Source organism: Cupriavidus sp. SW-Y-13 (genome assembly GCF_009793345.1).
Lineage (GTDB): Bacteria > Pseudomonadota > Gammaproteobacteria > Burkholderiales > Burkholderiaceae > Cupriavidus.
The window spans coordinates 850,758-873,117 of record NZ_WHLX01000002.1 but is presented as its reverse complement, the minus strand read 5'-3'; the positions used below and the strand labels follow the sequence as shown (position 1 = coordinate 873,117).

General features: G+C 65.6%; 20 protein-coding genes. 9 read left to right on the top strand and 11 right to left on the bottom strand.

The window, feature by feature from the left end:
• Positions 1-122: 122 nt before the first annotated feature.
• Genes GA566_RS19650 through GA566_RS19640 form a run of 3 tightly spaced genes read left to right on the top strand, consistent with a single transcriptional unit; the run spans position 123 to position 3,734 of the window.
• Positions 123-1,376, top strand: coding sequence for an alkyl sulfatase dimerization domain-containing protein (locus GA566_RS19650; protein ID WP_137927216.1), 1,254 nt, complete (start codon positions 123-125; stop codon positions 1,374-1,376).
• Between the two features lie 7 nt (positions 1,377-1,383).
• Positions 1,384-2,394 (top strand): tripartite tricarboxylate transporter substrate binding protein, encoded by a 1,011-nt coding sequence (locus tag GA566_RS19645; protein ID WP_160473767.1) that lies wholly within the window; start codon positions 1,384-1,386, stop codon positions 2,392-2,394.
• A gap of 41 nt (positions 2,395-2,435) precedes the next feature.
• Complete coding sequence (locus GA566_RS19640; protein WP_160473766.1) at positions 2,436-3,734, top strand: DUF1254 domain-containing protein; 1,299 nt, start codon at positions 2,436-2,438, stop codon at positions 3,732-3,734.
• A 40-nt stretch (positions 3,735-3,774) separates the two neighbouring features.
• On the opposite strand, the gene GA566_RS19635 is transcribed toward GA566_RS19640, so the two are convergent.
• From GA566_RS19635 to GA566_RS19610, 6 genes are all read right to left on the bottom strand, one after another.
• A complete protein-coding gene (locus tag GA566_RS19635) occupies positions 3,775-4,776 on the bottom strand; it encodes a tripartite tricarboxylate transporter substrate binding protein (protein ID WP_237380503.1) in 1,002 nt (333 codons plus the stop codon).
• A gap of 56 nt (positions 4,777-4,832) precedes the next feature.
• Positions 4,833-5,696, bottom strand: a complete 864-nt coding sequence (locus tag GA566_RS19630) for an oxaloacetate decarboxylase (protein ID WP_160473765.1) — start codon at positions 5,694-5,696, stop codon at positions 4,833-4,835.
• Positions 5,697-5,741: 45 nt separating this feature from the next.
• Positions 5,742-6,347, bottom strand: a complete 606-nt coding sequence (gene leuD / locus GA566_RS19625) for a 3-isopropylmalate dehydratase small subunit (RefSeq protein ID WP_160473764.1) — start codon at positions 6,345-6,347, stop codon at positions 5,742-5,744.
• Entirely contained in the window at positions 6,344-7,747 is a 1,404-nt protein-coding gene (leuC, locus tag GA566_RS19620) for a 3-isopropylmalate dehydratase large subunit (protein ID WP_202126841.1), read from the bottom strand. Before leuC ends, leuD begins: the two co-directional genes overlap by 4 nt.
• Positions 7,748-7,786: 39 nt before the next feature.
• Positions 7,787-8,782 carry a tripartite tricarboxylate transporter substrate binding protein gene (locus GA566_RS19615; RefSeq protein WP_160473763.1) on the bottom strand — a complete coding sequence of 332 codons (996 nt, stop codon included), beginning with the start codon at positions 8,780-8,782 and terminating at the stop codon, positions 7,787-7,789.
• A 105-nt stretch (positions 8,783-8,887) separates the two neighbouring features.
• Positions 8,888-9,862, bottom strand: coding sequence for a 3-hydroxyacyl-CoA dehydrogenase (locus GA566_RS19610; protein WP_160473762.1), 975 nt, complete (start codon positions 9,860-9,862; stop codon positions 8,888-8,890).
• A 270-nt stretch (positions 9,863-10,132) separates the two neighbouring features.
• On the opposite strand from GA566_RS19610, the gene GA566_RS19605 reads away from it, so the two are divergent.
• From GA566_RS19605 to GA566_RS19585, 5 genes are read left to right on the top strand one after another with little or no spacing between them, the layout of a single operon-like run.
• Entirely contained in the window at positions 10,133-11,092 is a 960-nt protein-coding gene (locus GA566_RS19605) for a tripartite tricarboxylate transporter substrate binding protein (RefSeq protein ID WP_160473761.1), read from the top strand.
• 11 nt (positions 11,093-11,103) lie between these two features.
• On the top strand, positions 11,104-12,240 hold the full coding sequence (locus GA566_RS19600; RefSeq protein ID WP_160473760.1) for a TauD/TfdA family dioxygenase: 1,137 nt from the start codon (positions 11,104-11,106) through the stop codon (positions 12,238-12,240).
• A 38-nt stretch (positions 12,241-12,278) separates the two neighbouring features.
• Positions 12,279-13,124, top strand: a complete 846-nt coding sequence (locus GA566_RS19595) for an oxaloacetate decarboxylase (protein ID WP_370459364.1) — start codon at positions 12,279-12,281, stop codon at positions 13,122-13,124.
• Positions 13,121-14,347 (top strand): MFS transporter, encoded by a 1,227-nt coding sequence (locus tag GA566_RS19590; protein WP_160473759.1) that lies wholly within the window; start codon positions 13,121-13,123, stop codon positions 14,345-14,347. Before GA566_RS19595 ends, GA566_RS19590 begins: the two co-directional genes overlap by 4 nt.
• A 55-nt stretch (positions 14,348-14,402) precedes the next feature.
• Entirely contained in the window at positions 14,403-15,194 is a 792-nt protein-coding gene (locus GA566_RS19585) for a GntR family transcriptional regulator (protein ID WP_160473758.1), read from the top strand.
• 13 nt (positions 15,195-15,207) lie between these two features.
• Here the strand turns inward: GA566_RS19585 and GA566_RS19580 are convergent, their stop codons facing one another.
• From GA566_RS19580 to hisD, 3 genes are read right to left on the bottom strand one after another with little or no spacing between them, the layout of a single operon-like run.
• Positions 15,208-16,263, bottom strand: a complete 1,056-nt coding sequence (locus GA566_RS19580) for a LacI family DNA-binding transcriptional regulator (RefSeq protein ID WP_137927229.1) — start codon at positions 16,261-16,263, stop codon at positions 15,208-15,210.
• Positions 16,260-17,030, bottom strand: coding sequence for an SDR family NAD(P)-dependent oxidoreductase (locus GA566_RS19575; protein WP_249359612.1), 771 nt, complete (start codon positions 17,028-17,030; stop codon positions 16,260-16,262). The genes GA566_RS19580 and GA566_RS19575 overlap by 4 nt, the downstream gene beginning before the upstream one ends.
• A 2-nt stretch (positions 17,031-17,032) precedes the next feature.
• Entirely contained in the window at positions 17,033-18,355 is a 1,323-nt protein-coding gene (gene hisD, locus GA566_RS19570) for a histidinol dehydrogenase (protein WP_137927230.1), read from the bottom strand.
• 231 nt (positions 18,356-18,586) lie between these two features.
• On the opposite strand from hisD, the gene GA566_RS19565 reads away from it, so the two are divergent.
• Positions 18,587-20,521, top strand: coding sequence for a kelch repeat-containing protein (locus GA566_RS19565; protein ID WP_160473757.1), 1,935 nt, complete (start codon positions 18,587-18,589; stop codon positions 20,519-20,521).
• A gap of 162 nt (positions 20,522-20,683) precedes the next feature.
• Here the strand turns inward: GA566_RS19565 and GA566_RS19560 are convergent, their stop codons facing one another.
• Both GA566_RS19560 and GA566_RS19555 read right to left on the bottom strand, forming a co-directional pair.
• Positions 20,684-21,016: a hypothetical protein gene (locus GA566_RS19560; protein WP_137927239.1), complete on the bottom strand. Its 333-nt coding sequence runs from the start codon at positions 21,014-21,016 to the stop codon at positions 20,684-20,686.
• 319 nt (positions 21,017-21,335) lie between these two features.
• Entirely contained in the window at positions 21,336-22,349 is a 1,014-nt protein-coding gene (locus tag GA566_RS19555; protein ID WP_237380500.1) for a class I SAM-dependent methyltransferase, read from the bottom strand.
• Positions 22,350-22,360 lie beyond the last annotated feature (11 nt).

Sequence of the window (22,360 nt, the reverse complement as noted above, 5' to 3'; positions counted from 1 at the left end):
CGCCAGGGCGCGCCAGCATTGCCCGCGCGGCTGCGGCGGCGGGCTGCGCAGGGACTTTCCCCACTGCATATAGTCTCGTTTCTGCGCGTGAATATCCCTTCGCCAACTGGGAGGGAGAACACATGAACGCAATCGAGGATCGCCCCGCCGCATTGATTACCGGGCGTGGCATCGATGCCATCGGGGACGGCATCTGGCTGCTGCACGGGCAGGGCCAGAGTTTCGTGGCCGATGTGGGCGGCGGGCTGCTGGTGATCGACAGCGGTCCTGGTGGCGGCGTAACAGCCGGGATGATCGAAGCACTGCGCACGCAGACCCAACTGCCGGTGCTGGCGCTTTGCTACAGCCATGGCCATCTGGGCTACAACGCGGGCGTGAAGCAGTGGCTCGACCATGCCGCGCAGCGCGGCGAGCCGGCACCCCGCGTGATGGCACACGCCAACGTACTGGCGCGTCAGCGCCGCTACCGCGACACGCAGCGCATGCAGGAGCGCATGGCGGAGATCCAGTTCCGTCATGCCAGTGGCGCCCTGGCCGGAAAACTGCGGCATATCCCGCCCACCGAGACGTTTCATGATGGCATCACGGTCGGTCATGGAGCGCGGCGTGCCGAGATCCTGTGGGCGCCATCGGAGACGGACGATGCCGTGGCCGTGTGGCTGCCGGGCAGCCGTCTGCTATACGGCGGCCCCGCCGTCATCGACTCCATCCCGAACATCGGCACGCCGTTTCGCACGATGCGCGACACGGTACGCTGGGCGGAAACGCTGGAACGCCTGGCCGGCCTGCAGCCCGAGACCGTGGTCCGCGAGTTCGGCGCCACGCTGCACGGCGCGGACACCTGCCAGCAAGTGCTGCTGCACACCGCAGCGGCGCTGCGCTGGATGCGTGAGGAAGTGGTGCGGCTGATGAACGCGGGCTGCAACGAGCGCGAGATGCTTGCCGCGCTGCAGCCGCCCGCCGATCTCTTCGAGCAGCCGTGGATGCAGCCGACCTACGGCGATCCCACCTACATTGCGCGCGATATCTACCGCTCCGAGAACGGCTGGTGGGACCGCAATGCCACTACGCTGCATCCGGCCGCGCCCGACGCCGTAGCGCGCGAAATCGCAGCGGCCATTGGCGATCACGGCGCCGTCGTGCGGCACGCGCGGGCACTGGCGGAACGCGGGGAGACCCAGCTCGCGCTGCATGTGATCGACCTGCTGGCGCAGGCACCCGCTGATAACCCCCATGCGGTGGAGGCACGCCAGCTCAAGGCCGAATGGTTGCGCGCCCGTGCGAAAGAGGTGCGCAGCTACGTATCGCGCAGCCTCTACGTGGCCGCGGCGATGGTGCTGGAAGACCGCCCGGACGACACCTTCGGCATCCACTGAGCGCGCGATGAACCATCCTCTCCTCTCCGCCGCCTTGTCCGACCGTAGCCGCCGCGACGCCCTGCGGCTGCTGGCCGCGCTCGGTCTGGGCTCAGTCCTGCGCCCCGCCAACGCCGCCACATGGCCGTCGCGTCCCATCCGCCTGGTCGTGCCCGCTTCGGCCGGCAGCGGTCCGGACCTGTTCGCGCGCCCGCTGGCCGAGGTCATCGGCAGGAAACTGGGCCAGTCGTTCGTGATCGACAACAAGCCTGGCGCCACGGGCATCATTGGCAACGACATCGTCGCCAAAGCCTCGCCTGACGGCCAGACGCTGCTCTTCACCTATGCGGCCACCGTGGTGATCAACCAGACACTGCAGCCGAAAATGCCCTATGACGGTTTGCGCGACCTGCTGCCCGTGGCGCAGGTCGGTGCGGGCGGCAATTTCCTGGTGGTGGTGCCGGAGTTTCCGGCACGCAGTCTCAAGGAGTTCGTCGCGCATGTGCGCGCGCGGCCCGATGTCTATGACTACGCGTCATGGGGAATCGGGTCTGGCGGGCACCTCACCATGGAAGCGCTGCGGATGCAGAGCGGCATCCGCATCCGGCATGTGCCATACAAGACCGTGCCGCAGATCCTGAACGACATGCAGGGGGGCATCGTCAAGGTGGGATGGGTCGACACATCGTCGTCGCTGCCATTGATCCGTGCCGGCAAGCTCCGCGCACTGGCCATCAGCGGCACGCGCCGCGGATCGGCCACGCCCGACGTGCCCACCATGACGGAGCAAGGCTATCCGTTCGATACCAATAGCTGGTACGGCCTCTTCGCACCGGCCGGGACGCCCGATGCCATCGTCCGTCGACTCAACGCGGAAGTGAACCTCGCGCTGGCCAGCGCGGACATGCGCGAGCGATTCGTGCAGATGAACATGGCGGACCCGCCCATCAAGACGCCTGAGGCATTCGCGCAAACCGTACGCGATGACGTGGCGGCGTGGGGCAACGTGATTCGCACCAACCACATCACCGTCGACTGAACACAACATCGAGCAGTTGGAGCAAATTCGGAGCAATCGGCATGACCACAGACCACGCAACACTGGATCAACGCATCCGCGACGCCTTTATCTACACCTTTCCGCTGCACGACCTGGCGCGCACGCGCTGGCGCTTCACCCAGACCGACCCCGCGCATGGCAAGCCCGCCAACCAGTTGCACCACAACCGGCACCTGCTGGACGACCGTGCCCGACAGGTGACGATGCCGAACAACGACACGCTGTACTCCCTCGCATGGCTCGACCTGTCCGGCGGCCCCGCCGCGCTGGAAATGCCCGACATGGGAAGCCGTTACTACAGCGTGGCGCTGATGGACGCCTTCACCAACAACTTCGCCTGCCTGGGACCGCGCACCAACGGTGCCGGCGCCCATGTGTTCGTCATCGCCGGACCGAACCATCACGTCAGCGCGCAGGCGGATCTGCCGGACGGCGCCGTATTGGTTCGCGCCCCGTGCAATGACGTCTGGATGCTGGCGCGCGTGCTCGTCGATGGGCCGGACGACCTGCCGGCGGTGCATGCACTGCAGGATCAGATGCGCCTCCGCACGAGCAACGTACCGCCCGCTCCCTTCGCGGCCACACCCGACGAGACCCGCCCCGACGCCTATCTGAGGTTCGTCAACGAGGCACTGGCGCGCAACGGCGTGCCGACGCATGAACAGGAAATGGTGGACGGGTTCGCCGACCTCGGTGTCCGCGCCGGTGAGCCAGGCGCGTGGGATACGCTTCCCGAGCCGACCCGTGACGCATGGCAGCGGCTATGGCCGACCCTGCGCCATGATCTGGAGCATCCGCCCAAGGGGAGCATCCGACGGCATGGGCCGCGCGGGTCGTGGTTCAGCGGACTGGACCACATCGGCAACTTTGGTGCCGACTATGTGTATCGCGCCTATATCGCACTGGTCGGACTCGGCGCACTGGAGCGTCAGGAAGCCATCTACGCAAGCGCCCTGACCGACGGCGCCGGCCAGACGCTGGATGGTGCCCATCGCTACCGGCTGCGTGTGCCGGCGCAGATGCCCGTCAATGCGTTCTGGTCGCTGTCGATGTACGAGTTCGAGCCCGATGGCCGCCGCTTCTTCACCGCGAATCCAATCCAGCGGTATGCGATCGGCGACCGTACACCGGGTCTGGTACGCAATGCCGATGGCTCGCTCGATCTACACATCCAGTGCGATGAGCCCGGCGAGGGCAGCGCAAACTGGCTACCCGCGCCAAAGGGCCGGTTTGCGCTGGCGCTGCGCTATTACCATCCGCAGGCGGAACTGATCGAGCACCGGTTCGTCATGCCGGATACCGAGCGACTCTCGGCATAGGCCCGGGCATCGCGGCCTGCGCGTGGCAGGCCGCGACGCCTCAGTTCAGCGGAAAGCGTTTCGCCAGCGCCGTGAAGCGTTCGTCTTCCTTGCGAACCTGCGCGGCGAATTCCTCCGGGGTATTCACCAGCGGCTCGGCGCCCGCCGATGCAATCGCCTTCTGCAACTCGGGATGTCGCATGGCCTCGCGCACGGCGGCGTAGATGCTTTGCGTGACCGCCGGCGGGGTGCCTTTCGGCGCGAAGAGGCCGAACCATGTGGTGTAGGCGTACTGGGGCATGCCGGTCTCCACTACCGTGCGGACATCGGGTGCGGCACTGAAGCGATGGTTGCCCTGATTGGCCACGATCTTCAGCGTGCCGGCCTTTTGGTGCGGAAGCGCCGAGGCCACGCCGGTCACGGCAAAGTTCACGTTGTTGGCGATCATGTCCGTGATGATGGCTGCCGTGCCCTTGTAGTTCACCACGATCAGGTTGGGTAGCACTTCAGCCTTCAACTGCTGGCCGAACAGCTTGGCCACGTTTTCACCGGTGCCCATCGAGCATGGCGTGGATGCCGTCTTGCAATACTGGATCAGCTCCGGCAGCGACGTCGCCGGAAACTTGCCGTTCGCTACGATAACGCCGGGCGATTGCGCGATGTTGGTGATGGGCACCAGCGTAGCCAGCGGGTCCGTGCCGGTGAACGATGGTGCATGTTTGGTTAGCACGATGGCAGGCGTCTGCAGCAGCAACGTGTAGCCGTCAGGCTTGGCCTCGGCCACCTTGCGCGTGCCGATCAGGCCATCGGCGCCGGGCAGGTTCGATACCAGCACGGGCTGGCCCCACTGCTCCCCGAGCAGCTTGGCCGTGGCGCGCGCGGAGGCATCGGTGCCGCCGCCCGGCACATACGGTACGACGATCGTCACGGGACGATCGGGCTTCCATTCCGCTTGCGCCAGCGCGCTTGCAGGCGCTGCCAGCGCTGCGGCAGCCAGCGCCGTGGCCAGAAGGTGTGTGCCGCGCGGAGTCCGGCGGCATTCAATGTTGTGGATCATCGGCATGTTGGTCTCCTCCAGTCGATCTCTTATGGTCGTATGGCTTTTTGGACGTCGCGATATCAGCGCGCCCAGCGTTTCTCGAAGTCCCAGACTTCCTCGAAGCCGATCAGGCGACAGAACTCGTTGAAGTCGGCCATGGGGATGTCCGGCGAAAGACTGGTGCCGGCTTCCTTGAGATGGCGCAGCGACTTCTCCATCGCGGCAGCCGCCACCAGACTCGTCATGGCCGGGAAGATCGCCAGCGAGAAACCGATTTCCTTGAGCACATGCGCCGGCAGGATGGGCGTCTTGCCGCCATCGGCCATGTTGGCCATCATCGGCAAGTCGAAGGCTTCGCAGGCGCGCCGCATCTCTTCCTCCGACTGCGGCGCCTCGAAGAACAGGATGTCGGCGCCGGCGCGGGCATAGGCTTCCATGCGCCGCATGGCGTCATCCACGCCCAGGCTGGCGCGTGCGTCCGTGCGGGCGATGATGAGGAAGTTCTCCTTGTCCTGACGCGCTTCCGAGGCAACCTTGATCTTCTCGACCATGTCCTCCACAGGCACGCAGCGCTTGAACGGGGTGTGGCCGCATTTCTTCGGAAACTCCTGGTCTTCGATCTGGATGGCGGTGACACCGGCCTCTTCATACCCGCGCACCGTGTGGTGCACGTTGAGCAGCCCGCCATAGCCCGTGTCCGCGTCGGCGATCAGCGCCGCCTTCGAAGTGCGCGTGATCGTGCGCATGCGGTCCACCATCTGGGTGTAGGTGGCAATGCCAGCATCGGGCAGCCCCAGGCTGGAGGCGGTGAGCCAGTAGCCCGAGCCATAGATGACGTCGAAGCCCACCTTGGTGGTCATGACGGTGGCGATCATGTCCTGAACGCCGGGGATGACGATAAACTCGCCGGCCGCAAGTTTCTGTCGAAGGATGGGATTGGCCATGACGGCTCCTTAAAGCAAGACAGCAATCAATCGGAAAAAGTGGGATCAGTCCATCGATGCCAGCCACGGCTGGTCGCGCTGCACGCGTGCCTCGTACTCGCGCAGTGCCGCGTCGTGGCGCAGCGTGCGGTCAACCTCGTCCTCGGCGGAGAGCAGTTGTTCCGCGTGCCCATCGGCCAGCGTCACGCCGATGACACTGCCATCGGGCAACTGGAGGCTGCGGTCGGCCACTGTCAGATGCAGCGGCGCGTCGGGCGCAGCGGCCAGCGCTGCCAACAGCCGCGCATGATTGGCGGGCGTCACGGTGGCGGCCACCACGCCGTTCTTCACGCAGTTGTTGCGGAAGATGTCGCCGAAGGACAGCGCGACCACGGCCTGCACGCCGTAGTCCGCTAGGGCCCAGACCGCATGCTCGCGCGAGGACCCGCAGCCGAAGTTCTGCAGGGCCACCAGCAGGCGCGGCGGCGAGGACGCCTTCATGAACGCCACCTCGGAGCGGCCTTCCGCGAGCCAGTCCGCGAACAGGTGCGCACCCATGCCCGTGCGTTGCACCAGCCGCAGGAAGCGTCCCGGAAAAATCGCATCGGTGTCGATGTCGTCGCGCGGCATGACCGCCGCGCGGCCTTCCACTTCTGCAATGACGGCTTTCATGCGAGGTACTCCCGGGGATCGGTCAGGCGCCCTTGCAGGGCGGACGCGGCGACGGCAGCCGGGCTCATCAAGTGAGTACGTCCCCCCTGCCCTTGCCTGTTTTCAAAGTTGCGGTTGGAAGTAGACGCGCAGCGCTCCTTTGGCGCCAGGCTGTCGCCGTTCATGCCGATGCACATCGAGCAGCCCGCCTCGCGCCATTCGAATCCTGCATCGACGAAGACTTGCGCCAGGCCCTCGGCCTCGGCTGCGCGCTTGACGCTGCCCGATCCGGGCACCACCAGCGCACGCACGCCAGAGGCCACGCGGCGGCCACGCACCACATCGGCGGCGGCGCGCAGGTCTTCCAGCCGGCCATTGGTGCAGGAGCCGATGAAGGCTGTGTCGATCGCTACCGAGGACAGCGCCTGCCCGATCTCCAGTCCCATGTAGGCCAGGTTCTCTTCCAGTCGATGGCGTTCAACGGGGTCATCCAGCCGGGCCCCATCGCCCACCCTGCCGGAGATGGCGGCACTGTCCGCCGGCGTGGTGCCCCATGTCACGAGCGGCGCCACGGTGGACGCATCGAACGCGACGCTGCGATCGTAGTCGGCCGGGTCGTCCGTGCGCAGCTTGCGCCAGGCCTCTGCTGCGGCTTCGAAATGTTCGCGCGCCGCGCCCTGCACGCGCTCGCGCAGGTATTCACGCGTGGTCGCGTCCGGAGCGATCAGTCCGAAGCGGGAACCTGCCTCGATGGTCATGTTGCAGAGGGTCATCCGTGCTTCCATCGACAACCCCTGCACCGTCGGACCCAGATACTCGACGCCAAACCCGTTGCCGCCGCTGGTGCCGATGTGGTGGATGATGGCCAGCGCCAGATCCTTGGCGTAGACGCCCCGGGCCAGCGCACCCGAGATGGCGATGCCCATCGTGCGCGGCTTGCGCATCCACAGGCTCTGCGTGCTCATGACGTGCGCCACTTCCGAGGTGCCGATGCCCCAGGCCAGCGCACCCATCGCACCCAGCGTGGCGCTGTGCGAATCCCCGCAGACCACGGTGCTGCCGGGCAGCACATAGCCAAGCTCGGGCGCGATGACGTGGACGATGCCCTGCAGCGGGTGATCCAGGTCGAACAGTCGCATCCCTGTGGCCTGGGTATTGCGCCGCAACGTGGCAATCTGCTCGCGACTTTCCGCATTGGGGATATTTGTCAGCCGGTCAGCCGTGGTGGGAACGTTGTGATCCTGAACCGCGATATGGCGTGGCGACGAGCGCAGCGTGTGGCCGGATTCGGCCATGCTGGCAAATGCCTGCGGGCTCGATACCTCCTGCACGAGGTGCCGGTCGATATAGACCAGATCCTCGCCAGCGTCGTTGTGGGCGACCGCGTGGGCCGCCCAGATCTTGTCGAATAGCGTTGTCATGATGTGAGGGTGTCCTGCGTCAGACTCAATCCAGCTTGCTCAGTCCAGCTTGATCTGGGCGGCCTTGACGATGACCTTGTTCTTGGCCAGATCGCGCACGATCTCGCGTCCGTACGCGTCGGGCGTGCCCGGCGTGGCGACGATCCCCAGGGATGACAGCCGCTCGCGCATGGCCGGGTCGTTCAGCACCTTCTGCAGCGCGGCGCTGAGTTTGTCGATGATGGGCTTGGGCGTGCCGGTGGGCGCCATCAGGCCGACCCACGAATTGATCTCGAAGTCTTTCATGCCGGCTTCGATCAGCGTCGGCACGTTCGGCAGCGACGGCGCACGCTCGCGCGAGGTCACGGCCACCGCATCGACCTGCCCGCTCTTGATGAACGGCATGGCGCCGGTCACCGCCGCAAACGTCACGGGCAACGTGCCGCCTACCACGTCAAGCAGGGCCTGCCCGCCACCCTTGTACGGCACGTGGGTCATCGGCATCCCGGTGCGCTGGTGGAACATTTCACCGGCAAGGTGGGTCGTGCTGCCGTTGCCCGCGCTGCCGTAGGACACGCCTCCCGGCACGGTCTTGGCGTACTTCTGCAGGTCCGCAACGTTCTTGATGCCCAGCTTCGGATTGGCGGCGATGAGCAGCAGCGCATCCCCAATCTTGCCGATGGGCACGAAATCCTTGACCGGATCGAACGGCACCTTGGCATACACGTTGGGATTGATCACCAGCGTGCCGTCGTAACCGAGCAGCAGCGTGTAGCCATCGGGCTCTGCTTTGGCCACCATCTGCGTGCCGATATTGCCGCCGGCCCCGGGCTTGTTGTCCACCACGATCTGCTGGCCCAGCTCCTGGCCGAGCTTCTCGGCGACGATGCGAGCACTGGTATCGGTCACGCCCGCGTTGGCGAACGGCACCACCAGCCGGATCGGCTTGTTAGGGTAGTTGTTCTGCGCGTAGACGGCGGACGTGCCGAAGGCGGTCAGGGCCAGGGCCATGCCAAGCAGGCGACGGCGCGTGAGTTGGGGGGAACGTTGTTGCATGATGAGGCGTCTCCAGTCTTGTAAAGGGGAAGGCATCTGCGTGCCTTTCTTGCGATGTCGATATGGGTGTCGATATGGATGTCGATGTCGTTGGCGTTGCGGCGTTCAGCCCGGCGGCGTGGTAGCACGTCGCGTGGCGGCAATCGCCATGAGGCGTTCATCGCGCCACGCGCGCCGCGTTTCGAGATCGGTCTGCGAGAGATGCTGGCGACGATCCGTTTCCACCTGTCCGATCAGCGCGGCATCCCACGGCGTGTCGTGCTGCCGCGATTGCGCAATGCGCTGGTACAGCGGTCCGAGCCGCACGGCGTAGTCGGCCACGCCACCCGGCGCGTTGAGATCGATGGTCTCGAAGGGACCCATGAAGGACCAGCGCCAGCCGAGTCCGTCGCGCACCGTCTTGTCGATGTCTTCGCAACTCGCCACGCCTTCCTGCACCAGCGCCCAGGCTTCGCGCAGCAGCACGGCCTGCAAACGGTTCAGGACGAACCCTTCCACCTCCTTGCGTACATGGACCACGGTCTGGCCTACCGCGCGCATCCATGCGTCAGCGAAATCCACGGTCTGCGCGGCCGTTTCCGGCGACGGCACCAGTTCGACGACCGGCACGAGATACGGCGGATTGACCGGATGGACGATCAGCACGCGTGGCGACATCGACAGGCCCAGCGCGAATGCCGATCCCGGAATGCCCGATGTGGAACTGCCCACCACCGTATCGGGTGCGACCAGCGCATCGAGATCCACCATCAACTGGCGTTTCACATCCACGCGTTCGAGCACGGATTCCTGCACGTAGATCGCGCCGTCCACAGCTTCGGCCAGTGTGGCGACGGGCGCGATGCGGGCCAGCACGTCAGCTGGCGCCTCGTCGATCAACCCGTGTTGGCGCAGGCCATCGAGTTGCGTTGCAATCAACGGCACGGCGCGGCGCGTGATGTCGGGATTGGCGTCGAACATCTTCACGTGCAACCCCGCACGGGCGAACACGATGGCCCAGCCCGCGCCCACCAGGCCGGCGCCGACGATGGCGACGTGGCGTCCGCCAGAGAGTGCGTGTACATCGAAGGAATCGGTCATTTCGTAATGCTTTTTCTGGGGGTGGGTGATGCATACGTATGCAGGCTAACTTTCATGCATTCGTATGCAAACTCAAGGTTTTCCCCTAGCTACTGTCGATATTTGCGCGCTACGGGAAACCCCCAACGCGCTACGCCTTGCAGGCTTGGGATCGGCTTCCTATGCTTGTCTCACGATTTGTCCGGACAAAATAACCAATGCGGACAAAACGTCGCCAGTCGGGCCGCAGAGCCAGGCCATCACACCTCGCAGGAAAGAGGAGACAAACGCATGTTCGCCCCCCAGAAACTCACGCTGCTGGCGCTTGGCCTGGCGGTGTTCGCCCTACCCGCCCGAGCCGAATTCCCGGACAAGCCAGTCAGGATCGTCGTGCCGTATTCCGCAGGCGGCGGCACCGACATCGTGGCGCGCCGGCTGGCCGAGCGGCTGACGCCGCGGCTCAAGCAACCGGTCATGGTGGAGAACCGCCCCGGCGCCAACGGCATCATCGGCACCGATGTCGTCGCCAAGTCCGCGCCGGACGGCCACACCTACGTGCTGGTGGTGAACACGCACCTGCTGAACCCCATCCTCTACAAGAAGATGCCCTACGACACGTTCACCGATTTGATCGGCGTGACGATGGTGTGCAAGTCGCCGCTGGTGTTCGTCACGCAAAGCGGTTTCCCTGCCACGAATGCGGTGGAGTTCGCCAAACACGTCAAGGCGAAGCCGGACAAGTATTCGTACGGCAGCTCCGAGAACATGACCCGGCTGGTTGGCGAGATGTACAACAAGTACCAGCACCTGGACATGGTCAACGTGGCCTACAAGGGCGGCTCGCCGCTGATGACCGATGTGATCGGCGGCGTGACCACGGTGGGCGTGACCAGTGTGCTCACCGCCAAGCCGTTCATCACGTCCGGCAAGCTGCGTCCGCTGGCCGTGACCGGCGCGCAGCGCTCCCCTGTCCTGCCCAACGTGCCAACCATGATCGAATCGGGCATGAAGGATTTCGAGGTCTATACCTCGTACAGCCTCTATGCCCCGGCCAAGACGCCAAAAGCGGCGCTGGAGCGCATGCAGAAGGAAGTGCACGACATCGTCATGGCGCCGGACATGAAGGAGATCCTGGCCGAACAGGCCGCCACGCCCGTGGCCCAGCCGGTGGACGAGTTTAACGTGCAGGTGAAGAAGGATTTCGAGGCCTGGCAACGTCTGGCCAAGGAAGTCAATTTGCAAGCGGAGTGAGACAAGCGGATATGGATACGACCACGAACGAAACGCCCTCCATCGACACGATCCGCCCCGTGCCGGGTGGCTGGACCCGCGCCGACATGGAACGCGACCCGCGCTGGATTCATGTGCTCGACGCCGACGAGATCGCCGCGCTCGAACACGCGTTGCGCCACGCGCTGGGTACCGGCAAGGACATGTTCGACATGTCCATCGAGGATTTCCCGCTCGATGCCCGCGTGCGCCGCCGGCTGGTGGCGCTGATCGACGAGACGCAGGGCGGCTTTGGCCTCAAGCTGCTGCGCGGCTTTCCGGTAGATCGTTGGGATGCCGACGCGCTGCGCAAGCTGTTCTGGGGCATCGGGCTGCTGCTGGGCGTAGCCCGTCCGCAGGGCAAGCTCAGCCAGTTCGTGTCCGACGTGCGCGATGCAGGCGGCACTTATCGCTCCAGCACCGGACGCGGCTACAACACACGCTCGGGACTGGACTTCCATGCCGATGGCAGCGACATGGTGGGCCTGTTCTGCGTGCGCACCGCCAAGGCCGGCGGGTCGAGTCTGATCACCAGTTCGGTCGCCGCCCATAACGAGATGGTGCGCCTGCGTCCGGACCTGGCTCTTGAACTCTACAAGCCGTTGGTCTTCAGCCGGCAGGGCGAGCACGCGCCCGAGGAAACGCCGTGGTACACCGCGCCGATCTTCGGCGTGCGCGACGGGCAGTTCGCGTGCCGCCACATCCGCAATCACATCAAGGGCGCGCAGGCCACCTTTCCCGATGTGCCGCGCTTGTCCGCCCAGCAGACCGAGGCGCTGGACCTGTTCGATACGCTGCTCGCACGGGAAGACCTGTGCTACGACATGGACCTGCAGCCGGGCGACATCCAGTTGCTGAACAACCATATCGTCCTGCACTCGCGCACCGAGTACGAAGATCACCCTGAACCCGAGCGCAAGCGGCATCTGTTCCGCCTGTGGCTGTCGCTGCCGCAGGCCCAGCCGCTGCCGCTGGGATGGCTCGATGCCTACAAGGATGTGGATGCGGCCTGCGTGCGCGGTGGATTTCGCGGCATCGGTATCACGCCGCAAATTCGCGCATTCGAGGCCCGCTTGGCCAACGCCCATGGTATGAAGCTCCGTATCTATCCCGTCAAGGAAGCCGCCTGATGAACACCACTCCCTCCCAGGGCACCGCCCGTCCGTCGATGCGCGAACTGCTGGCACGCAAGCGCCTGATTGCCGCGCCCGGCGTGTTCGACATGATCTCGGTGCGCATTGCCACGCGCATGGGATTCGACTGCCTGTACATGACCGGCTATGGCACGGTGGCGTCGTACCTGGGCTTGCCCGATGCAGGCCTGGCCACCTACACCGACATGGTCAACCGCGTGGGCGCCTTCTGCTCCGCCGCCACCGTGCCAATGATCTGCGACGGCGATACCGGCTATGGTGGCCTGCTCAACGTCGCACATACCGTGCGGGGCTACGAGCGCGCCGGTGCCAGCGTGATCCAGCTCGAAGACCAGGAATTCCCGAAAAAATGCGGCCATACGCCGGGACGGCGCGTGATTCCGATGGAAGACATGGTCAAGAAGATCCAGGTGGCCGTGGAAGCGCGCGAAAGCCGCGACTTCATGATCCTGGCCCGTACCGATGCCCGCACGACGCTGGGGCTCGACGAAGCGCTGCGCCGCGCCGAAGCGTATGCGAAGGCTGGCGCCGACATCCTCTTCGTCGAGTCGCCCGAATCGGAGAAAGAGCTGGAAATCATCGGCCGCACCTTCGACCTGCCGCTGCTGGTCAATGTGGTGGAGACCGGCCGCACGCCCGTACTCCCCGCCGAGACGCTGGAACAGATGGGCTTCGCCATCGCGATCTATCCGGCCGTCGGTTTCCTGGCGATGGGTAAGGCGCTGGAGGATGTCTACGGTCACCTGCAGGCCAACCGCACGTCGCTGGGCATCGGCGACAAGCTCTATGACTTCCCGCGCTTCAACACGCTGATGGATTTCGAATCCGTGTGGGACTTCGACAAGCGTCACGCTTCATGAGCATTGGTCAGCCGTCGCCCGGTCGCCCGGCGCTGACTTTGGCCAGCACGCTGGCCATCCAGATGCTGGCCACGGCGGCCACGCTCGCCTTTGCGGTGCTGGCGCCCGTGATACCGGGCGTGGCGCTGCCCAGCGTCGGCCTGTTCCTGTCGCTTGTTTATCTGGGCGGCATGGCCGGCAGCCTCGCTGGCGCGGGCATCGTCGAGGCGTGGGGGCCGGTGCGCGCCTCGCAGCTTGGATTGCTGGCCCAGGCGGCGGCGCTCTGCATGCTGGCCACCGGCGTGCCCGAACTGCGGCCGGTGGCCGCGCTCGTCAGCGGGCTGGGCTACGGCCCGATCACGCCAGCCAGTTCGCAGATCCTGGCGCGCACCACGTCGGCCAGCCGCATGGGGTTTGTCTTCTCGCTCAAGCAGACCGGCGTGCCGCTCGGTGGCCTGCTGGCCGGCGCGCTGCTGCCGCCGCTGGCCGCTTTCCTTTCGTGGCAAGCCGCCTTTGGCGCGCTGGCTGCGGCGGCGCTTGCCATCGCCATCCTGAGTCAGCCATTGCGCACCATGTACGACGATGCCGCGACCGGCCGTTTTGTCGTGGCGGCGAACCTGCGCCAGATGTTCCGCGATGTGCTGGGCGACAGCCGCCTGCGTTCGATGGCAGCGGTCTCGGTGCTGTTTTCGGCGTGCCAGCTATCGGTCAGCGGCTATCTGATGGTGTATCTGACGACCGAGATCGGCATCGGGCTGACGCAAGCCGGCTTGATCTATGCGATTACGCAGGGCGCAGGCATCGCCGGACGCATCGCGTGGGGCCGTCTCGCGGACCTGGCCGGCGCGCCGCGCGGCGTGCTGATCCTGCTGGCCGTGCTGATGTGCGCGGCCACCGTGGCAACCGGCCTCTTTACGGCGCAGTGGACGCTGGCGCCGCTTTGCCTCGTGGCCGCCCTGCTCGGCGCGACGGCCATCGGCTGGAATGGCGTCTATCTGGGCGAGGTCGCGCGGCTGGCGCCGCCGGGGCGGGTGGCGTCGGTCACCGGTGGCGCGCTGTTCTGCACGTACTTTGGCGTGGTATCTGGGCCGGCCGCCTTCGGCTATTTCGCGCAACGCGTAAACAGCCTGAGTCTGGCTTATCTGGCACTGGCGGGTGTGCCGGTGCTGGCGGCCGGACTATTGTTCTGGGGCGACCGTGCGAAGCCCGTCGCCACGGCCAATGACAGCGCTTGCCCGCCATGACGCGTCCCGGCTATGCTCCACTCCCATCCCTCACCTGACGCTGCCCACGCGATTCATGGAACAAGGCCGCCCCCTCCCCGATGACTTTGCCGACGCGGTCCCGCACGAGCGCACCGACGCCAGCCCGCGCTATCTCGCGCTCGCGCGGAGCCTGCGCGCGGAAATCGAATCGGGAAAATATCCGGTAGGCAGCAAGCTCCCGACCGAAATGGAGTTGTGCAAGCAGTTCGGAGCAAGCCGCCATACGGTGCGCGCGGCCATCGAGCGTCTGGTCCGGCTCGAACTGATCAAGCGCACGCCGCGCATCGGCACGGTGGTCACGGCGGCGCGTGCCAAGCAGGGCTATGAACTGGCCGTGGGCCAGGTGGGCGACCTGCTCCAGTACGCCGCCACCACGCGCATGCGGGTGTTGTCGCGCGACCTACGTGAAGTGGGCGACGATGCCGACCCCGCGCTGCAGCCGTACCACGGGCAGCTATGGCTCGTGATCCGGGGGGTGCGCACCGGCGACGATGCCGATACGCCCATCTGCTACAACGAGGTGTGGGTCCATCCGGACTACCGCGGCGTGCGCGGCGCCGAGCAGGACATCGAGGCCTCGGTCTTTCATCTGATCGAGAAGCAGTTCCAGGTATCGGTTTCCCGCATCGAGCAGGTGATCCACGCCGCGGCACTGCCCGCCGAGATTGCCGAACTGCTCGACATGCCGCCCGGTGCGGCCGGCCTGTGGATCAACCGCCAGTATCGCGACGCGAGCGGTAACCTCATCGAGATGGCCTGGTCGATCCATCCAGCCGAGCGGTTCTCGTACCGGATGGTGCTGGACCGGACGTGGCGCAGTGCGTGACCACGACAATGCATCAAGGCGTCTTGCGGGACTTGGTTGGCTTCCGTCCAGCCTGACCGTCCCGCACGCCGACCGTGCCTCGTTCCACCAGCACGCAGGGCACGTCCACGCTACGGGCCATGATCTGCCCGCCCATCTGGTCGAATAGCAGGTTGCGCGTGGCATCCACCATTTCGTCGATGTTCTGCTGGACGGTCGTGAGATGGAACGACGGCCAAGCGGCCTGGGGTACGTTGTCGAACCCCACCACCGATACGTCGCGCGGCACCTCCAGCCCGAGTTCGGTGCGCAGCGTCTCAAGCGCCGCGATGGCCATGTGGTCGTTGGCGGAGAACAAGGCGTCGGGGCGATTGGCCGGGTCTTTGAACATCGCCAGCACGGCGCGGCGCGCTTCGGCAAAGTCATAGTGGCCCACGGCGCGCGCGTGTAGCGGCATTCCGGCCGCTTCCAGCGCATCGCGCAATCCCGCTTCGCGATCCCGGCTGGTGGACGCATTCTCCGCGCCGGCCAGCCAGGCAATGCGCCGATGCCCAGTGCGCAGCAACAGTTCTCCCACCATGCGGCCGCCATCCCGGTTCTGCGATGTCACCGAACTGGTGGCGTATGCGCCCATCGCACCCATCTGCGCCACCCGGTTGAACAGCACCACGGGGATGCCGGCGTTCTGGCAGTCGCTGGCAAGCGCCGACGAGAGCGAGGTCGAGGCCATGACGATGCCATCGACCTGGTACTGCAGGATGTCCGTCAGCACCTCGTCGGCATCTTCGGTCTGGCTGATAAAGAGCAGCACGTGATAGCCGTCCTGCTGCAGCGCCTGGCAGAGCCGCTCGATGACCACCGGATAGAACTGGTTCTCCAGATAGCTCATCACCAGGCCGATGATGCGGCTGCGCCGGGTGATCAGGCTGCGTGCGATGGCGTTGGGGCGATACCCGAGCTTGCGCGCGGCTTTCTCGATGCGCTCGCGCGTGTCCGGCGCCACGCTCGCGCCCGGCGTGAAGGTGCGGCTGACCGCTGACTGCGAAACCTCCGCAAGCCGGGCTACGTCATGGGCCGTGACTTTCTTCATGCCGCGGTCCACCCGCCGTCGAGCATCAGCGCGCTCCCGGTCATCAGGCTAGATGCGTCGCTGGCGAGGAACACCACCGGCCCCATCACTTCGTCGATGCGCCCCAAGCGTCCGAGCGCGATCTTCTCCAGCACGAAGTTGCGGAACGTCCGGTCCTCGAACATCGGCGCGGTCAGCGTGGTCTCGATGAACGTCGGGCACAACGTATTGACGCGGATACCCGCCGGGCCCAGTTCCCAGGCCAGTGCCTTGGTCATGCCCTCCATCGCATGCTTGCTCGCGCAATAGAGCGTGCGGCGCGGACTGCCCACATGCCCCATCTGCGACGAGACATTGATGATGGAGCCCGGCAGGCCCGCCGCCTGCAGGCTGCGCGCTACCTCGCGGCAGACGTAGAACGTGGCCTTCACATTCAGCGCGAAGACCGCATCAATGTCCTCGTCCGGCGTCTCGGTGAGCAGGCGGGGACGATTCATGCCCGCGTTATTGACGAGGATCTGGTACGGCGGACGGTTGGCGATTTCCCGCGCCACGGCGCGCGAGTCAGTGACGTCGAGCACCATGGCGTCGGCATGGCCGCCCTGCGCGCGGATGGCCGCGCAGGCTGCCTCCAGCTCGTCGCCCGAACGCGCGGCAAGCGTGACCGCCGCACCCGCCTGGGCCAGCGCCACCCCGGCGGCGAGGCCGAGGCCCCGTCCGCCGCCGGTGACGAGCGCCCGCTTGCCGTCGAGGCGGAACCCGCCGAAGGTTGGCAGTGCGGACGTCACGATTACGCCTCCAGTGCCGGAACCGGCTCGTACCAGGGCACTTCCGGACGATTGCCGTAGCGGCGCACGCGGATATTGGCCTGTTCACCGTGACCGGCGAAGTTTTCCATATGGCAGAGACGCGAGCAGTACTCGCCGATCTCCGCGCTGGCCGCATCGGTCGTGACGCGCTGGAAGGTGCAGGTCTTCAGGAACTTGCCTACCCAGAGTCCGCCCGTATAGCGCGCCGCCTTGTTGGTCGGCAACGTGTGGTTGGTGCCGATGACCTTGTCGCCAAAGGCCACGTTGGTACGCGGGCCCAGGAATAGCGCACCGTAGTTGCTCATGTTGTTGAGGAACCAGTCCGGATCGCGCGTCATGACCTGCACGTGCTCGGAGGCAATCTCGTCAGCCTTCTGCAGCATTTCCTCGCGCGAGTCGCACACGATGACTTCGCCAAAATCCGCCCACGCCTTGGCCGCGATGCCTGCGGTCGGCAGGATCTTGAGCTGGCGTTCCACCTCGGCCATCGTGGCATGCGCCAGTGCTTCGCTGTCGGTGAGGAGCACCGCTGGCGAGGTCAGGCCATGCTCGGCCTGGCCCAGCAGGTCCACCGCGCAGATTTCGCCATCGACCGAATCGTCGGCGATCACCAGGGTTTCGGTCGGGCCTGCAAACAGGTCGATGCCGACGCGGCCGAACAGTTGCCGCTTGGCTTCCGCCACAAACATATTGCCCGGCCCCACCAGCATGTCCACCGGCGCGATGGACGGCGTACCTACGGCCATGGCCACCACGGCCTGCACGCCGCCGAGCACCAGGATTTCATCGGCGCCCGCCATGTGCATGGCCGCGACGATGGCCGGGTGCGGTTCGCCATGGAACGGCGGCGCCGTGGCCACCACGCGCTTGACGCCCGCCACCTTGGCCGTCAGCACGCTCATGTGCGCCGACGCCAGCAGCGGATACTTGCCGCCGGGGATGTAGCAGCCCACGGCGTTGATCGGTACGTGGCGATGACCCAGGAACACGCCCGGACGCGTCTCTACCTCGACGTCGAGCATGGAATCGCGCTGGATCTGGGCGAAGTTGCGGACCTGGGCCTGTGCAAAGCGGATGTCTTCCAGCTCGCGCGCCGACAGGCTCTTCATCGCGCGCTCGATGGCGGCCTGCGACAGCCGGAAGTCCTGTGGCTCCCAGTTGTCGAACTTCTTGCTGTACTCGCGCACGGCAGCATCGCCACGCGACTCGATATCGCGAATGATGCCTTCGACCGTATTGCGCACGGCGGTGTCGTCTTCGGCACGCGCTTGCACGTCGCGGCCACGCTTGAGGTAACGAATCATGAGGATTTCCGTTGTGGGGTTTGCATACGTATGCAGACTAACTTTCTTGCATTCGTATGCAAACTCAGCGTTTTCCCTGATACGTCGTTAGCCCCTTTGTACCGTCGCTCGAAATAGGGACGCGGCGGTTCGCGCACATCGCTACAATCGCGCGCAAGTCCCAGCATTACGGACGACCGCCCTCGCAGATCGCGACGGGGCGGTACACATTGATAAATCCGGGTACGGTCCATGTCTTGCCACTTCGCCTCATTTCCCACCGCCTGCCGCGAGCGTCTGTTCGCCCTGCTGCTCTCGTTGATGTTCGCGTGCTTTCTCACGGGTTGCGGCGATGACGACGCGGCGCCGCCCCCTCCCGCCGGCCTGACCTACAGCATGACGTCTGCCTCCTATCAGGTCGGCACGGCGATTGTGGAAAATCGTCCCACGGCGAGCGGTGGCGCCGTCGAGCGCTATACGATCACGCCCGCACTACCCGCTGGCCTTTCGATCGATGCTGCCACGGGCGTTATCAGCGGCACACCGACTGCGGCGAGCCTCTCTGCCATCTATACGGTCGCGGCGCAGAACGCCGGCGGCACCGCCACCGCACGCGTGCAGATCGAAGTGCGCGGCGTGGCGTCCGCGCCGGCCGCGCTGACCTATCGCGAAGCCACGGTCACCTACTCCACCGGCGCGGCCATCACCGCCAATACTGCAACGAGTAGCGGCGGCCCGATCACCACCTACAGTGTCACCCCGGCACTGCCGGCCGGCCTCTCGCTCGACGCGCAGACCGGGGCCATCACCGGCACGCCTACCGCTATCACGCCCGCTGCCGCCTACGTTGTCACGGGAAGCAATGCGGCCGGAAGCACCACCGCCACGCTGCAGATTACGGTGCAGGCCGCCCTGGTTGCACCCGCGAGCCTGACGTTCACCACGACGTCCGCCCTCTATGTCACGACCGAACCGATTACGCCGAATGCCCCAGTGGCCACCGGCGGGCCCATCGGCACGTTCAGCGTATCGCCATCGCTCCCTGCCGGGCTGAGCCTCAACACCGCGACGGGCGTCATCAGTGGCACGCCTTCTGCCGTGCAGTCGATGGGCGTCTACACCATTACCGGCAGCAACGCGGCAGGCAGCGTACAGGCGCAGGTGCGGATCACGGTCACCTCGCGGGGGACGTGGAGCACTGCAGCGCCGCTGCTCGTGCCTGCGCATTACTTCACGGCCACCCGCCTGAACGACGGACGCGTGCTTGTAGCCGGCGGGTTCCAAGGCGGTGGCAGTACGGCGAGGGCCGAGATCTACGATCCGGCAATCAATACGTGGATACTCACTGGCGCAATGCAGTCCGCGCGCAGCGGGCACACTGCCACGCTGTTGCCCGATGGCCGCGTGCTTGTCGTGGGCGGCGAGGCCGTCTTTTCTATCGCTGTGAACAGCGCCGAATTGTACGATCCGGCCACAGGCATCTGGACGCCCGCCGGCAACATGAGCGAGACACGCGAGAACCACACTGCCACGCTGCTGCAAAACGGCAAGGTTCTGATTGCAGGTGGCTATGACGGGAACGGCGGCACCGTCTTCCGGAACAGCATCGAGCTTTTCGATCCCGTTGCCAATGCGTGGACACGGATGACCACGACATCGGCAGTTCCTCGTGCGCAGCATGCTGCGGGCCTGCTCCCCGGTGGCAACGTATTGCTCATGGGGGGCGTGAACGGGAGCGGCTTTGTCAATACCGCCGAGCGTATCGCCATTGACGATAGCGGCACGACGCCCGAGGCGTTTCCCATCCTGGGCAACGTGACCCTATCCGCTCGGCTGGCCGATGGCTCGTTTCTCGTCATGGCCGACGGCTCGACCAGCGCCCAGCGCTACACCCCGTCCACATCCACCTGGACCGCCAGCACGATGCAGGAGCGGCGCACCATACCGACAGTCACGACGCTCGCTGACGGACGCGTGCTGGTTGCGGGCGGCGCCACATCGGGCGGTGTCCGCGCGACGTCGACCGAGATCTACAACCCCGACACCAATACGTGGACTGCCGGCACGCCGATGTCTGACGGCCGCGGTGCGGGCCAGGCCGTGTTGCTTGTCGACGGCAGCGTGCTGATGATCAGTGGCTACAGCGGCAGCGGTGAAGTGCCGTCTGTCGAACGCTTTCAGCCGTAGTTTTTTGTGGTCTGCTGAAGCCGACGCCAGTGGCTATGGGCTCCCCTCTCCCGCGCAGCGGGAGAGGGGAGTAACACAGCGGACGCAAGAACCCCCCGTCAAAACAAAAGCGGCGTCGCAATCTGCGACGCCGCTCAGGTCTTCCTTGAACCCGACGAAGAATTACTTCTTCGCGCCGTCCGTGTACGGATCGGCCTTGCCGGACTTGGCGCCGTCCAGGTACGGATCGGGCTTGCCAGTCTTGGCGCCGTCGGTGTACGGATCGACCTTGCGGGGAGCCAGGTCGGTGCGGGTGGACTTCTTCGCGCCGCCCGAGTACGGGTCGAACTTGTTGTCGGACTTGGCACCGTCCAGATACGGATCGGGCTTGCCGGTCTTGGCACCGTCGGTGTACGGGTCCACCTTCTTGTAGGTGTTTTGCGCGTGGGCCAGTTGCACGGCGCCAAGGGCGGTGAGCGCGACAACGGTCAGCGTCGATACGGTCTTTTTCAGCATCATCCTCTTCTCTTCAAGTAAGGGCCGGACAATAGGCTCCGGCAGTAGCGAATATCCACAGGCGTCGCGTCAGAGACGCAGCGTTGTCTCCGAAGACGGGACGTTGGCCCACTGCGGCATGACACCATGGTTTCACCGCCCTAGCCATCAGACCGAGGAATAGGCGGGACTATACGAATATCTAATCGCTCTGCGCCTGAGGAGAGGACCCATGGCATGAGCGATATGTTCGTAGTCATGTATCCATACGAAAGTATGGTGATGATGGTGATTTTCATCGGGGACGGCCGGGCTCGGCGCCCTGCCGCCCTGCCCTGGTTCACCCCGCGAACGCTGGCGCCTGCGCCACGCAGAACAGACTCATCGCCGCTTGCGGGGTTCCGGGCTCGATGCCGGACAGGCGCTGGGCGACGCGGATTTTCAGGGGAGCATGACCAATCTCGCCGCTCAGGGTCTGCGCACCGACAAAATGGTTATGCGGAAAGACGCGGACCTGCCATCCGAGGGGATCGAATACGCTGTGGGCGAGCCGCGCCGTCAAGCCATCGCCGGGGCGATGGTGAAGTTCGGTGGCCAGTGCCCATTGCTGTTCGTTGTCTGCGGAGGCGTGGCCGCCCCGATTCAGCCAGCGATAGACCGGCACGCGCAAGCGCCACAGCGCCATGGCGATGCCGCGGAAATTCCACGCGCTGTGCTGTGGATCGTGATCGGTAATCAGGAGGCCCCCCGGTTTCACGAGCCGCGCGGCTTCGCGCAGGACGGCGGCCATATCGTCGCAGTGATGCAACGATCCGTTGATGGCCACGATGTCCGCGATGCCGGTGGCCAGCGGCATGTCATGGGCGTCCGCGAGCAACGGCACATAGCCCACCGACGCCGCACGCAACAGGCTGCCTTCCGCAATGTCGACGCCGATGGCGATACGTGGATGCCCGCCCAGTGTCGCAAGGACATTGCCGGGTCCGCAGCCCACATCGACCACGACCTTGCCGTCGAGCGATCCCAGCACGGATAGCCAGCGGTCGCGCAACTCCGGATACCGGTGCACCTCGGCCAGCCAGTTGTCCATCCACTTCGGATGGCTGAAATAGTGGGCGTTGGCCAGCATGCCGCGCGTGAAGCGGATAGGCGCTTCGGGGAAATTGCCGGCTACCACGCCGGCCTCGGGTTTCAGGTAGGGCTGCAAGCGATCCAGGTAAGTCCGCGTAGCCTCGGAGGAGTGGCTGGCCGATGCCGAAGTCCGACCTCGATCCGCGTCGTCCATCACGTCCGGGGGTCGTTCGGATGTCAGCGAAGGCAGACATTGATGGGCGGGCGTGTGCAGCTGTTCCATGTACATCTCCC

Coding starts and splice junctions, on each gene's coding strand:
- GA566_RS19650 (WP_137927216.1), top strand. CDS start 123: ATGAACGCAATCGAGGATCGCCCCGCCGCATTGATTACCGGGCGTGGC.
- GA566_RS19645 (WP_160473767.1), top strand. CDS start 1,384: ATGAACCATCCTCTCCTCTCCGCCGCCTTGTCCGACCGTAGCCGCCGC.
- GA566_RS19640 (WP_160473766.1), top strand. CDS start 2,436: ATGACCACAGACCACGCAACACTGGATCAACGCATCCGCGACGCCTTT.
- GA566_RS19635 (WP_237380503.1), bottom strand. CDS start 4,776: ATGCCGATGATCCACAACATTGAATGCCGCCGGACTCCGCGCGGCACA.
- GA566_RS19630 (WP_160473765.1), bottom strand. CDS start 5,696: ATGGCCAATCCCATCCTTCGACAGAAACTTGCGGCCGGCGAGTTTATC.
- leuD (WP_160473764.1), bottom strand. CDS start 6,347: ATGAAAGCCGTCATTGCAGAAGTGGAAGGCCGCGCGGCGGTCATGCCG.
- leuC (WP_202126841.1), bottom strand. CDS start 7,747: ATGACAACGCTATTCGACAAGATCTGGGCGGCCCACGCGGTCGCCCAC.
- GA566_RS19615 (WP_160473763.1), bottom strand. CDS start 8,782: ATGCAACAACGTTCCCCCCAACTCACGCGCCGTCGCCTGCTTGGCATG.
- GA566_RS19610 (WP_160473762.1), bottom strand. CDS start 9,862: ATGACCGATTCCTTCGATGTACACGCACTCTCTGGCGGACGCCACGTC.
- GA566_RS19605 (WP_160473761.1), top strand. CDS start 10,133: ATGTTCGCCCCCCAGAAACTCACGCTGCTGGCGCTTGGCCTGGCGGTG.
- GA566_RS19600 (WP_160473760.1), top strand. CDS start 11,104: ATGGATACGACCACGAACGAAACGCCCTCCATCGACACGATCCGCCCC.
- GA566_RS19595 (WP_370459364.1), top strand. CDS start 12,279: ATGCGCGAACTGCTGGCACGCAAGCGCCTGATTGCCGCGCCCGGCGTG.
- GA566_RS19590 (WP_160473759.1), top strand. CDS start 13,121: ATGAGCATTGGTCAGCCGTCGCCCGGTCGCCCGGCGCTGACTTTGGCC.
- GA566_RS19585 (WP_160473758.1), top strand. CDS start 14,403: ATGGAACAAGGCCGCCCCCTCCCCGATGACTTTGCCGACGCGGTCCCG.
- GA566_RS19580 (WP_137927229.1), bottom strand. CDS start 16,263: ATGAAGAAAGTCACGGCCCATGACGTAGCCCGGCTTGCGGAGGTTTCG.
- hisD (WP_137927230.1), bottom strand. CDS start 18,355: ATGATTCGTTACCTCAAGCGTGGCCGCGACGTGCAAGCGCGTGCCGAA.
- GA566_RS19565 (WP_160473757.1), top strand. CDS start 18,587: ATGTCTTGCCACTTCGCCTCATTTCCCACCGCCTGCCGCGAGCGTCTG.
- GA566_RS19560 (WP_137927239.1), bottom strand. CDS start 21,016: ATGCTGAAAAAGACCGTATCGACGCTGACCGTTGTCGCGCTCACCGCC.
- GA566_RS19555 (WP_237380500.1), bottom strand. CDS start 22,349: ATGGAACAGCTGCACACGCCCGCCCATCAATGTCTGCCTTCGCTGACA.